Genomic DNA, 13,061 nt, shown 5'->3' on the forward strand with positions numbered 1-13,061 from the left:
TCTAGTGTCAAAAAACCCCGGAAGCGGCGCTTCCGGGGTTTGGTTCTTACCGGTTATCTCGGAGTTTTTCAGCCGGAATAGGCTATCCTGTCCGGCTGCGCCTTGAGCAAGGCATCCTTCAGTTTTTCAAGTGCGCGGTTTTCTATCTGGCGCACCCGCTCCTTGGAGATGCCGAGCTTCTGGCCAAGCGCCTCCAGCGTGGCGCCTTCTTCGGAAAGGCGGCGTTCGCGCACAATCTTCAGTTCGCGCTCGCTCAACACGCCGAGTGCGCTCTGCAGCCATTTCGACCGCCGCTCCGTATCGATCACGTTGCCGACCGTTTCTTCCGGGAGCGGGTCTTCCGAGACAAGGAAATCCTGCCGGTCGGCGCTCTGGCCGTCGGATTCCACGACCGGCGCGTTGAGAGACGTGTCGGGTCCGGACAGACGCGCGCTCATCAGCGCCACGTCGCCCACTTTCACGCCCACCGCATCGGCGATCTGCGTGTGGATCTCGTCCTCCGAGAGCCGTGAGGTCCCGCGCGAGAGGCGCGCGCGAAGCCGGCGAAGGTTGAAAAACAGCGCTTTTTGCGTGGACGATGTGCCGCCGCGCACGATCGACCAGTTGCGAAGGATATAGTCCTGGATCGATGCGCGTATCCACCATGTCGCATAGGTGGAGAAGCGCACTTCCCGTTCGGGCTCGAAGCGCGACGCCGCCTCCAGCAGGCCGACATGGCCTTCCTGAATGAGATCTCCCATCGAAAGTCCGAAATTCCGGTACTTTGCGGCAACAGCGATTACGAGCCGCATGTGAGCGAGCGACAGGCGGTCGAGCGACGCCTGATCGCCTTCGTTACGCCATTTGAGCGCCAGCTCGTGTTCTTCCTCGCGGGAAAGGTAAGGCGCGTTCATCGCCGCCTTGACGAGCTGTCTCCGGCTTCCATGTATCCGTGCTGAACTCATTACCACCTCCTCGCCTCATGCGGGCGTTCGTTGTGGTCGGTGTATGATCGTCCTACGCGGTCTCCGGTTTCCTGGATCAGCTCCGGGCGGGAGGAAGCCACACATCCTGCATGCGACAGTCCCGGAAGCTTGATCCGCCAGCCGGCATTTGTCCGGTCGACCGCGCATTTCCGCGCTTGTTAAATGATGCGTCTCGTGAGGGATCAGCTCAAAGACAATTTTTTGTGCGATATCATCAGCGTTTCTTATTGAACGTATTTATCGCTTTTTTGAGCTGTAGCGCCTATTTTCAATTATTATTATCCTAAAATGGTAATATGAATAACGGTTCAAGTCCATAACTATTATAATATGGACATCGACGATAATTAATTATCTGGAAAATTCAAGTCCAATTGATACTTCAATTGCATTGAATAAAGTGAAAATCGGCACCAAAGCATGCTATTTGTCGCGAATAGCTCCGCTGAACCTTGAAATTCTTTCTCGCGCATGGCGGTCTCACCCTCTTTCGTGCGGCCGGCCGGCGGGCTTTAAGGTGTTCTGCGCCTTTTCGTGATCGCAGAAATCGCCAGGGCGCCGTTTTCCCCGCATGCTGCGCTCAGCAGGCAGACAGGCAGCGCCGGTAGTCTGTTTTCCAAATCAAAAAGCCCGGCGCATTGCCGGGCTTTCTGAAATGCGTTGGCGATTTCGCGCAACTTTGCCTCAGGCGGCTTCTTCCTGGGCGTCCTCGTCGTCCTCGCCATCGGTTTCCGCGGCCGCCGCTGCGGCAGCAGCCTTGCGGCTTTCGGATTTGGCCAGGTTCTGCTCGATCTGGCGCACCGCCTCCGTCTCTGAGGTTTTGTTGACAGCGGCGATTTCGCGCGACATCCGGTCGAGCGCAGCCTCATAGAGCTGGCGCTCGGAATAGGACTGCTCGGGCTGGCTGTCGGAACGGTAGAGATCGCGCACCACTTCGGCGATGGAGATAAGGTCGCCCGAGTTGATCTTCGCCTCGTATTCCTGGGCGCGGCGGCTCCACATGGTGCGCTTGACGCGCGGGCGTCCGCGCACCGTTTCCAGCGCTTTCTTCACGGTGGCGGCGTCGGAAAGCTTGCGCATGCCGACGGACGGAATCTTCGCCACAGGCACGCGCAGCGTCATCTTGTCCTGCTCGAAGCTGATCACCAGCAGTTCGAGGGAGAAGCCTGCCACATTCTGTTCTTCGATTGCTGTGATCTGTCCCACGCCATGGGCGGGATAAACGATATGCTCGCCTGTTTTGAAACCTTGTCGCTGCGCGGCCTTCTTAGCGGTCGTTGCCATATGGTTTTGTCACTCCTGCGCAGTTGCCGGCCATCATCGGCCGAAAGGAGAGCCGCCGTCCTTGCGATGGCGCTCCGAAGGATAAAGACACGCATTGATCCCGATCGGCAGGTGGGCTTGCCGCGAAGGATCCGCGTTTTACGATGGTCAGCCGATAAAAGCTCCGAGCCTCGACATACCTGGGGATTTTACGGTCCTAGCCGCCTTCGCAACCGGGGTTCGGATTGCGATCATAAAAAAACCTCCGTTGGGAGGGGGATTCGGTTATCATCGACTGTGATACTTATATAGCACAAAAAATTGTGGAATTCAAAGTCTTCGTCAAAATGAGGATGCCGAATCGCCTGCGACGATCCGGCATTTGAAGATTACGTAGGGTAATTCTAACGGGTCAGTCGCCCTGTCCCGGTTCCGGCGAAAAATACTGCTCGTACTTGTTTTCCTTGCCGTCGAATTCCTTGGCGTCGGCCGGCGGATCTTTCTTCACCGTGATGTTCGGCCACTCGGCGGCGTATTTGGTGTTGATCTCAAGCCAGCTTTCCAGGCCCGGCTCCGTGTCGGGCTTGATCGCCTCTGCGGGGCATTCCGGCTCGCACACGCCGCAGTCGATGCATTCGTCCGGATGGATGACCAGCATGTTCTCGCCCTCGTAGAAACAGTCCACGGGGCAGACCTCGACGCAGTCGGTGTATTTGCACTTGATGCAATTGTCGGTGACGATGTAGGTCATCGCGTTCCTCTCGTACACGCCACGCCTCGAAGGTGTCCGGCGTGCATTCTGGGCCGGCCCGCACCGCGGCACCCGGTGCGGGATTTCCCGCGCGGGGCGGCTCCTGATCTGTCATTTATCCCCGATCCCGCCTTCAGCAAGCCGATGAGACGGGCCGGTGTCAAAGTTTCCTGTCGGGCGACTGGGTAACGCCTTTGCGCCGCGCCCGCAAGGCTGCTTGAGGCGACATTTTCGGGCCTCGAAACGAAATCATTCTAACCAGCGGCATTTTAGCGAAATTTCAGTCTTCCGACCGGCGAAAAGCGTCTATCTGTCGCCGTTCCTTCTTTGTCGGCCGGCCCGCGCCCGCCTCGCGCCGCCCATCAGCGGGGGTGGTCCCGGCGGGGCGTGCGGGTTTCGGGGGCGAAAGATCCTCATATAGAAGCCGGGCCTCGGCTGCGGGGCCGCGCCGGCTTCCGATCGCGAGAATTTTCAACACGAGCACGCGCCGTTCCAGAGCGACGGTCAGGACATCGCCGACCTTCACTGTCTTGCTGGCCGCGTCCACCTTTTCACGGTTGAGCCGGACATGGCCTGAAACGGCGAGCTTTTGGGCCAGACTGCGCGATTTGGTCACACGCGCATGCCAAAGCCATTTGTCGATGCGCTGTGCTGATGCCGCTTCGCTCACCGCGCACTCCCGTCACGATTTGCCGGAGCCGCCCTTTTCAAGATCGGCCTTCAAGGCCGCCAGTGCCGCGAAAGGTGAATCCGGGTCGGCACGCTTTTCCCTGGGCGGTGCGGATTTGCGCTGGCCGGAGTGGGGCTTGCCGCCGCCCTTGCCCGCGCCCTTGCCCGCGCCCTTGCCTGGCCCGTGGCCGGGCCCGCTGCGTCCGGGTTTGCCTCGGCGCGGGCCCCTGGCGTTGCGGTTTTCGCGGCCTTCCTCTCCGTTGCCGTCTCTCGTGCCACCGTCCGCATGCCTGCCTGCCTGGCGCTGGCCTTCCTGGCGGTTCCTGGAGCGTCGGTCGCCGCGTCCGGGCCGCCACACTTCCACGGTCAAGGTTTCCATGACCGTGTCCTCGCCCTCAGCGCTCTCTGCAAGAGCGCCTTCGGAGGCGGCTGTTTCCGTGGCGGGCGCTTCGGCAGCCGGTGCTTCGGCCGGGGCGTCGGATGCCGCAGGCGTCTCTTCCTGCGCTGCCGCCGGGGCCTCTTCGGTCTGCGGGGCCTCGGCTTCCTGCGATGCCGCTTCGGCCGGATCGGTTACAGCTTCGGTGGTCTCTGGCGTTTCCTCGCCGCTTTGGGCTTCCGCCTTTACCGGTTGCGGTTCCTGCGCCGGTTTCTCTTCGGATGCGGGCGTTTCGGCGCTCGCGCCGTCTTCCGGCTTCGCCTTTGTCGGTCGCGTCACCTCACGCGGGCTCGACCGGTAGCCGAGCGATCTAAGCACGGCTGAAAAATCCTCTCCCGCGCAGCCGAGCAGCGATGTCATGGCCACGGTCACGGTGAATCCGCCGCCCTCTGCGATCGCGCCTTCCGGCGGTTCGACAGACTTGTCGATCGGCTTCCAGGCGATCAGCGGGCGGATCAGGTCGGCCAGCCGTTCCAGGATATCGATGCGCACGGCCCTCGGCCCGCACACGCGAAAGCCGACGACCTTGAAAAGATCGCGCGAGATTTCGGGATCGACCGGTATCGACGTGCGCCCGGAGGCCGAAAGCTGCGGCAGTTCGTTGAGGCCGGGCATATCCGGCTCGCCGTGCTTGAGCGCCCAAAGCTGGGCGATGAGCTGGCTTGGCGCCGGCTTCAGCAGGGCGGGCACGTAAATGTGGTAGGCGCCGAAGCGGACGCCCAGTTTGCGCATCGATGCCCGCGCGCCCTGGTCGAGCTGGCGCACGTCTTCCGCCACGTCCTGGCGCTCCAGGATGCCGAGTCCCTCGACGATGCGGAAGGCGACGCCGCGCGCAAGCCCTTCCATGCCTTCTGCCGCCTCCAGGTCGTGAAGCGGCTTCAATAGCGTACCGATATGCGCCTTGATCCAGAGCGAAATCCGCTCCTGCACCTTGTCGCGCAACGGCCCCGTCAGCGTTTCGTCGGCAAGGATAACGAAGCCTGGCGCAAGCACCGTTTCGCCGGCGATCAGCCGCGCCACGATTTCGCCCTGCCAGCGGATCGTCCCGTCGGTGGAAAGCGCGAATTCCTCGTTCGGCGCCTTGGAAAGCTTTTCCGCGCGCCTTTCTATCTCGCTCACCAGCGCCTTTTGCGCCGCCGCGCGCACGGTCTTGCCGTCCGGTCCCTCGGCTGCGGCGTCCGGCGCGAACCGGAAACCCTGCAACTGGCCGATGTGCTGACCCTCGACAAGGACGTCGCCGGTCTGGTTGATCTCCGTTTCGAGCATCGCGTTTTCTCTCAAACGTCGCATCAATACGCTGGTTCGCCGATCCACGAAACGCTGCGTTAGCTTTTCATGGAGGGCATCGGATAAACGGTCTTCTATGCTACGCGTGACGCCTTGCCAATAAGCCGGGTCGCCAAGCCAGTCCGCGCGGTTGGCGACGAACGTCCATGTGCGGATATGGGCGATCCGGTTCGCCAGCGTGTCGATGTCCCCGTCGATCCGGTCGGCGAAGGAAACCTGCGCGCCGAACCACTCGTCGGGAATGACACCATCCCGCGTTATATGACCGTAAAGCGAAGCGATCAGGTCCGCATGGTTTGCGGGCGCGATCTTACGGTAGTCCGGCACCTGGCAGACGTCCCACAGAAGTTCGATCCGCTCTCGCGAGGTGGCGATGCGGCGGATGTCGGGGTCGCGCGCGGCGTGTTCCAGCGCGCTCTGGTCCTCCGCGGGCGGGGCCTTGGCAAGGCCTTCTTCGCCCGGCGGCTGTTCCAGCGAGCGTATCAGCCGGTCAAGCGAGGTGAAATCGAGCTGCGGGTTGCGCCACTGCAGCACCTTCAGCGCATCGAAGCGGTGGCATTCCAGCGCGTCCACCAGTTCGTTGTCGAGCGGGTCGACCCGCCCCGTCACGCCGAATGTGCCGTCACGCGTGTGCCTTCCGGCCCGGCCGGCGATCTGACCCATCTCGGAGCGCGTGAGCTGGCGGTATTGATAGCCGTCGAACTTGCGGTTGCCGGCAAAGGCGATGTGGTCGACATCGAGGTTGAGGCCCATGCCGATGGCGTCGGTCGCCACGAGGTGTTCCACATCGCCGTTCTGGAAAAGCTCCACCTGCGCATTGCGCGTGCGCGGGCTCAGCGAGCCGAGAACGACGGCGGCTCCGCCGCGTTGGCGGCGGATCAGTTCCGCGATCGCATAGACCTCGCTCGCCGAAAAGGCGACGGCGGCGGAGCGCCTCGGAAGGCGTGTGATTTTCTTCGAACCCGCATAGGTCAGCACCGACATGCGCGGTCGCGTGACCACATTGATGCCGGGGATAAGTTTCTCAAGCAGCGGGCGCACCGTCGCCGCGCCCAGAAGCAGCGTTTCCGACCGGCCGCGCAGGTTGAGAAGGCGGTCTGTAAACACGTGACCGCGTTCAAGGTCGCCAGCAAGCTGGACCTCGTCGATCGCGACAAACTCCGTGTCGAGGTCGAGCGGCATCGCCTCCACGGTGGAAACCCAGAAGCGCGGGGTCGGCGGGACGATCTTTTCCTCGCCCGTGATCAGCGCGACGGCATCCGCGCCCACCCGCTGCACCAGCCGGCCGAACACTTCGCGCGCCAGGAGCCTCAGCGGCAGGCCGATAAGGCCGGACGGCTGTGCGATCATGCGTTCGATCGCCAGATGCGTCTTGCCCGTGTTCGTCGGCCCCAAAACGGCGGTAACGGTGCGGGCGCGCGCGGCCGGCGGTAGCGGCGAATATCCTGACTGAAACATTTTGGGCTGGTGACGTCTTGGCCTGTCGCTCGAACTTGCGTTCCGGCTGAATGCGCTTGGAGGAATTACCGTACAGGTTTCCTAGCATATTGGTTCGGGCCGTGTCGCGCCCCTTTTTAAGCAAAAGCGCTTCCCGTGGTTTCCGGATCGTTGATGCGCCTTGTCCGGACGCTGGCCGATTGTTGCGCGTTTTGTTGCGCGTTGCGGTGTGGCTCGAATCATGTCCGGCGAATGCCCGCATTGCGCGAATCGGCGGCACGAGACTCGTAAAAAGAACGAGTCTGGAACAAATGCCGACCGAATCGCAGACTCTTGGAGATTCCGCTTTCGTTCCCTACGAAATCTTGTATGCGGCGGCTGGCTTGGCGCGAAATCGTGAATCCGCTCAGAATCTTAGCGGAATTTTCAAGCTCAGGCGGATTCAGGTCGGAAACCGGTCAAGTGCAAAATTTTCGTTAAGTGAATCGATAAATCTGACAGGATCTTGTTAACGATTGGGCGGAATGCGGAACATCTGCCGTACGAATCGCTGTTGGTAAAATGTTCCGGTTTTGGTTCGCCGATAAATTGTAGGTTTCAGGATCGAAGCCACGAGATTTTGATTTCCGGGAAGCTGGTCGAACAATCCAATTCCGGATCGGCGAAGGAAATTGTCTCGTTTGCGGACAAAGTTTTTGCTCTGCACCAAAAATTGTGCGGCGCTTCCCTTGGGACCTATCCTTTAGTAGAAGGTCCGCGACGTTATTTTTGTTCGTATGGGAGGACGCCTTTGGCCATTCGCAAGATTCTCGTCGCCAACCGGTCTGAAATCGCCATTCGCGTGTTCCGCGCGGCAAACGAACTTGGCATGAAGACGGTTGCCGTCTTCGCGGAGCAGGACAAGCTGGCGCTGCACCGTTTCAAGGCGGATGAGGCCTATCAGATCGGTGCCGGGCTTGGCCCGATCGAGGCCTATCTGTCCATCGACGAGATCATGCGGGTGGCGAAGCTTTCGGGCGCGGACGCCATACACCCGGGTTACGGGCTGCTTTCCGAAAGTCCGGAGTTCGTCGAGGCTTGCGAGGAGAACGGCATCGTCTTCATCGGCCCCCGGCCGGAAACGATGCGTGCGCTGGGCAACAAGGTTTCGGCGCGCAACATCGCGCTCGATGCCGGCGTGCCGGTCATGCCGGCGACCGATCCGCTGCCCGACGATATGGAGACGGTGAAGAAGCTCGCCGCCTACATCGGCTATCCGGTCATGCTCAAGGCGTCCTGGGGCGGCGGCGGGCGCGGCATGCGCGTGATCCGGGACGAGAAGGAGCTTGCCCGCGACGTCACGGCGGCGAAACGCGAGGCCAAGGCCGCCTTTGGCAAGGACGAGGTCTATCTGGAAAAGCTCGTGGAGCGCGCGCGCCACGTCGAGGTGCAGATCCTGGGAGACCGCCACGGAAATCTGGTTCACCTCTTCGAGCGTGACTGCTCCATCCAGCGCCGCCATCAAAAGGTCGTTGAGCGCGCGCCCGCTCCCTATCTCGATGCCGAAAAGCGCGAGGAGCTTTGCGCCTACGGCCTGAAGATCGGCGAGGCGGTGGACTACGTCGGCGCCGGCACGGTCGAATTCCTGATGGATGCCGACACGGGCAAGGTCTATTTCATCGAGGTCAACCCCCGCATCCAGGTCGAGCATACGGTCACCGAAGAGGTGACGGGCATCGACATCGTCAAGGCGCAGATCCGCGTCGCCTCCGGCGCGATCATCGGCGATCCGGGTTCCGGCATTCCAGCTCAAGGCGACATCCGGCTGAACGGCCACGCGCTCCAGTGCCGCATCACGACGGAAGACCCGGAACAGAATTTCATTCCCGATTACGGCCGCATCACCGCTTATCGCGGCGCGACCGGCTTCGGCATCCGGCTTGACGGCGGCACGGCCTATTCGGGCGCGGTCATCACCCGGTTCTACGATCCGCTGCTTGAAAAGGTCACCGCCTGGGCGCCGACGGCGGAAGAGGCCGCACAGCGCATGGATCGCGCGCTGCGCGAATTCCGCATCCGCGGCGTCGCCACCAACCTGGTGTTCCTGGAAAACATCATCGGCCATCCGGATTTCCGGTCGAACAACTACACCACCCGCTTCATCGACGAGACGCCGGCACTTTTCGAGCAGGTCCGCCGCAAGGACCGGGCGACGAAGCTTCTCACCTATATCGCGGATGTGACGGTGAACGGCCATCCCGAAACGCGCGACCGCCTGCGCCCGTTGGCCGAAGCCGCCGCCCCGCAGGTGCCGCGATATGACGCGAAACCTGCGAGCGGCACGCGCCAGCTTCTCGACGAGCTGGGGCCGGAAGGTTTCGCGGACTGGATGAAGGGCGAGACGCGCGCGCTCATTACCGATACGACCATGCGCGACAGCCACCAGTCGCTGCTCGCCACCCGCATGCGCACCTTCGATATTTTGCGCATAACGGATGCCTACGCCTCCGCCCTGCCGCAGCTTTTCTCGCTTGAATGCTGGGGCGGCGCGACCTTCGATGTCGCCATGCGCTTCCTGACCGAAGACCCGTGGGAGCGTTTGCGCCTTATCCGCGAAAAGGTGCCGAACGTTCTCCTGCAGATGCTGCTGCGCGGGGCGAACGGCGTCGGCTACACCAATTATCCCGATAACGTCGTGAAATTCTTCGTCGCGCAGGCTGCCGAAAACGGCGTCGATCTTTTCCGCGTGTTCGACTGTCTGAACTGGGTCGAGAACATGCGCGTGTCGATGGATGCGGTGCGCGAGGCGGGAAAGCTTTGCGAGGGTACGCTCTGCTACACGGGCGATATCCTCGACAGCGCCCGCCCGAAATACGATCTGCGGTACTTTGTTTCGCTGGCAAAGGATCTGGAAAAGGCCGGTGCGCATATCCTTGGCGTGAAGGATATGGCGGGGCTCCTGAAGCCGCAGGCCGCCCGCGTGCTTTTCAAGACGCTGAAGGAGGAAGTCGGCATCCCGATCCACTTCCACACGCATGACACCTCGGGCATTTCAGCGGCGACGGTGCTTGCGGCGGTCGAATCCGGCGTCGACGCGGTGGATGCGGCGATGGATTCGCTCTCGGGCATGACTTCCCAGCCCTGCCTTGGCTCCATCGTCGAAGCGCTTCGCGGCACGGACCGCGACACCGGGCTCGACCCGAAGGCGATCCGCGAGATTTCCTTTTATTGGGAAGCGGTGCGCAACCAGTACCGCGCCTTCGAAAGCGACCTGAAATCCGGCGCTTCGGAGGTTTACCTGCACGAGATGCCGGGCGGCCAGTTCACCAACCTGAAGGAGCAGGCCCGCTCGCTCGGCCTCGACACCCGCTGGCACGATGTCGCGCAGGCCTATCACGACGCAAACCTCATGTTCGGCGACATCGTCAAGGTCACGCCGTCGTCCAAGGTCGTCGGCGACATGGCGCTGATGATGGTGAGCCAGGGTCTCACGCCTGACGATGTCCTCGATCCGAAGAAGGATGTCGCCTTCCCCGACAGCGTCGTTCAGCTCATGCGCGGCGATCTCGGTCAGTCACCCGGCGGCTGGCCGGAAGGTATTCAGAAGAAGGTGCTGAAGGGCGAAAAGCCGATCACGGTGCGTCCGGGTTCGCTGCTTGAGGATGACGATCTCGAGGCGCGGCGCAAGGAGGCGGCGGAGAAAACCGGCGTCGACATCGATGACGCCGCCCTTGCCTCCTACCTCATGTACCCCAAGGTCTTCACCGATTTCATGAAGGCGCAGGAGACCTACGGGCCGACGTCGGTCCTGCCCACGCCGGTCTATTTCTACGGGCTTGAGGCGGGCGAGGAAATTCTGGTCGACCTTGAACCGGGAAAAACGCTCGTCGTGCGTTGCCAGGCGATCGGCGAGACCGACGAGAAGGGCCAGGTGAAGGTCTTCTTCGAGTTGAACGGCCAGCCGCGCAACGTGAAGGTGCCGGATCGTGCGCATGGTGCGGATGCGGCGGCTGCGCGTCGCAAGGCGGAAGAGGGCAATCCCGCCCACATCGGCGCGCCGATGCCGGGCGTCATTTCCACGGTCGCGGTCAAGCCGGGGCAGGAGATCAAGGCGGGCGACGTTCTGGTCTCCATCGAGGCGATGAAGATGGAAACGGCCCTTCATGCGGAAAAGGACGGCAAGGTCGCGGAAGTTCTCGTTGAGCCGGGCGTGCAGATCGACGCCAAGGACCTTCTGGTCGTCATTGCGGGTTGAAACTGACGAAAGGTGCGGGTGTTCATCGCCCGCGTTTTCCTACTGGAGGATTGCATCCAGCGCTGCTCGATGATGCGCGGCGCTTTCTTCCGAAAAGCAGCAGAAGATCACTTTATCCGGGCTGGCCCCAGGCTCCGGCAGTGCATCCATGGTCGCCCTCACGGCGATCGCCGCCGCCTCATCCGCCGGATAGCCGTAAATGCCGGTCGAGATCGCCGGAAAACCCATGCTCGAAAGCCCATGGGCATTGGCAAGCAAGATGGAGTTTCGGTAGCAGGCGGCCAGAAGGTCGGCCTCGCCCTTGTTTCCGCCGTGCCAGACCGGGCCGACGGTGTGGATCACGTAGCGTGCGGGCAGGCGGTATCCCCTGGTGATCCGTGCTTCGCCGGTCGGGCATCCGCCGATCTTGCGGCATTCTTCCTGCAGTTCCGGCCCCGCCGCGCGGTGGATCGCGCCGTCCACGCCGCCGCCACGCAAGAGCTGCTCGTTGGCGGCGTTGACGATGGCGTCGACCTCAAGCTTGGTGATGTCGCCGACGACGACGGAAAGGCGGTCTCGCATCACTGCGCCCTCCCTTCAGCCAGTTTGAAAGTGGAGCGGCCTTACTCCGCCGCTTCGCGCATTTCGTTGGCCTGTGCCGGCTTTTCGGCCGTGCCGATCCACAGATCCAGGAAATTGTCGAGCCAGGTCTTCAGCGGCGGATCGAAGACGAAGCGGCCGGAGAAATGGTCGCGCCGCTGGCGCGCGCCGGGCAGGTCCATGCGCGGCGCACCGTGCGTCGTCCAGCGCACCATCATCTTGTAGGTAAGCTCGGGGTGGAACTGTATGCCAAAGGCATTCCTGCCGACGCGGATCGCCTGGTTGGGGTAGGTTTCGCTGCCGGCCAGAAGTTCGGCTCCCTTCGGCAGCTCGAAGCCCTCGCGGTGCCACTGGTAGACCTTCTTCGGCCATTTCATGAGCGCCTTGCCGGCATCCGTCGGGGTGATGTCGTAATAGCCGATCTCGACAAGCCCGTCGTCATGGCTTCCCACATGCCCGCCAAGATTCCTCACCAGCATCTGCGCGCCGAGGCAGATGCCGAAGAACGGCTTTTCCTCCCTCAGCGGCACGTCGATCCAGTCGATCTCGCGCTGAATGAAGGCGTCGGTGTCGTTGGCGCTCATCGGCCCGCCGAAGATGACGGCACCCGCATGGTCCTTCAGCGATTCAGGCAAAGTGTCGCCGAAACGGGGTTTGCGGATGTCGAGGGCGAACCCTCTTTTCAGAAGCTCCTGGCCGACGCGGCCTGGTGTCGAATGCTCCTGGTGAAGGATGGTGAGTATCTTGGGGCGGCCGGCAAGGTCTTTGGGATCAAGAAACATGGACCGGAGTATATCGCCGCAATTTTTCCGGTCCAGACCCATTCGGGAGATCGCCACAGGGTGGTGGAACGTGGGCCGGACAGCGCTATTCGTCGTCCTCGCTCCCGTTCAGGTTCAAGTCCTGTTCGCCGGCCACCTTGCGCCGCAGCGAAAGGCGGTCGCGCGAGGAAACGCCGAGAAGTTCGGCCACGCGCCAGATGGTGTTGTCCTCGAATTCATGCACCATTCCGTCGGCATAGACGAGTTCCCACATCATCTCCACGACCTTGAGGCGCTCCTCGCTGTCGAGTTTGCGTTTGAGAACCGAGGTGAAGCCATAAAGGTCGACCGCCTCGCTGTCGCGTTGATGCGCTTCGCGGATCAGCTCGCCCGCCATGTCGTCGGTCAGCTTGTAGGCCGATTTAAGGACCTTTTTCAGCGTTTCCCGCTCCGAATCGTCGACAATGCCGTCCACCGCGATGATATGCACGAGCAACGCCGCCGCCGCGAGCCTGTGGTCGTCCTCCTGAAAGACGAGGCTATCGCTTTCGCCGTAGGTAACCTGCTTGATGAAACGCTTGATCGATGTGAGCATGGCCCTTCCCTGTCCGAGCGCATATCTTGTCGCCATGGTGCCGTTGCGTCAAACGGCTGCACTAGGTCGCAGTGAGGATTTGAT

Annotated in this window: 9 protein-coding genes; 1 reads left to right on the plus strand and 8 read right to left on the minus strand. The window is 61.9% G+C overall.

The features are described 5' to 3' along the window. Positions 1–68: 68 nt before the first annotated feature. From HPQ64_RS04470 to HPQ64_RS04490, 5 genes are all read right to left on the minus strand, one after another. Positions 69–944, minus strand: a complete 876-nt coding sequence (locus HPQ64_RS04470) for an RNA polymerase factor sigma-32 (protein WP_172887148.1) — start codon at positions 942–944, stop codon at positions 69–71. Between the two features lie 705 nt (positions 945–1,649). Further along, positions 1,650–2,249 carry a CarD family transcriptional regulator gene (locus HPQ64_RS04475; protein WP_172887149.1) on the minus strand — a complete coding sequence of 200 codons (600 nt, stop codon included), beginning with the start codon at positions 2,247–2,249 and terminating at the stop codon, positions 1,650–1,652. Positions 2,250–2,640: 391 nt separating this feature from the next. Then, positions 2,641–2,979, minus strand: coding sequence for a ferredoxin FdxA (gene fdxA / locus HPQ64_RS04480; protein ID WP_172888506.1), 339 nt, complete (start codon positions 2,977–2,979; stop codon positions 2,641–2,643). Positions 2,980–3,259: 280 nt separating this feature from the next. Further along, entirely contained in the window at positions 3,260–3,649 is a 390-nt protein-coding gene (locus HPQ64_RS04485; RefSeq protein WP_172887150.1) for a S4 domain-containing protein, read from the minus strand. Between the two features lie 12 nt (positions 3,650–3,661). Next, entirely contained in the window at positions 3,662–6,829 is a 3,168-nt protein-coding gene (locus HPQ64_RS04490) for a helicase-related protein (protein WP_210260088.1), read from the minus strand. Positions 6,830–7,598: 769 nt separating this feature from the next. Here HPQ64_RS04490 and pyc point away from each other — a divergent pair. Further along, on the plus strand, positions 7,599–11,042 hold the full coding sequence (pyc, locus tag HPQ64_RS04495) for a pyruvate carboxylase (RefSeq protein WP_172887151.1): 3,444 nt from the start codon (positions 7,599–7,601) through the stop codon (positions 11,040–11,042). Between the two features lie 39 nt (positions 11,043–11,081). On the opposite strand, the gene HPQ64_RS04500 is transcribed toward pyc, so the two are convergent. The 3 genes from HPQ64_RS04500 to HPQ64_RS04510 form a co-directional block, all read right to left on the minus strand. Beyond that, positions 11,082–11,603: an O-acetyl-ADP-ribose deacetylase gene (locus HPQ64_RS04500; protein ID WP_172887152.1), complete on the minus strand. Its 522-nt coding sequence runs from the start codon at positions 11,601–11,603 to the stop codon at positions 11,082–11,084. A gap of 41 nt (positions 11,604–11,644) precedes the next feature. Continuing rightward, entirely contained in the window at positions 11,645–12,403 is a 759-nt protein-coding gene (locus tag HPQ64_RS04505) for a glutamine amidotransferase (protein ID WP_210260089.1), read from the minus strand. 85 nt (positions 12,404–12,488) lie between these two features. After that, on the minus strand, positions 12,489–12,977 hold the full coding sequence (locus HPQ64_RS04510) for a tellurite resistance TerB family protein (RefSeq protein WP_172887154.1): 489 nt from the start codon (positions 12,975–12,977) through the stop codon (positions 12,489–12,491). Positions 12,978–13,061: the final 84 nt, after the last annotated feature.

Source organism: Hongsoonwoonella zoysiae, assembly GCF_013266695.1.
Classification (GTDB): Bacteria; Pseudomonadota; Alphaproteobacteria; order Rhizobiales; family Stappiaceae; genus Hongsoonwoonella; species Hongsoonwoonella zoysiae.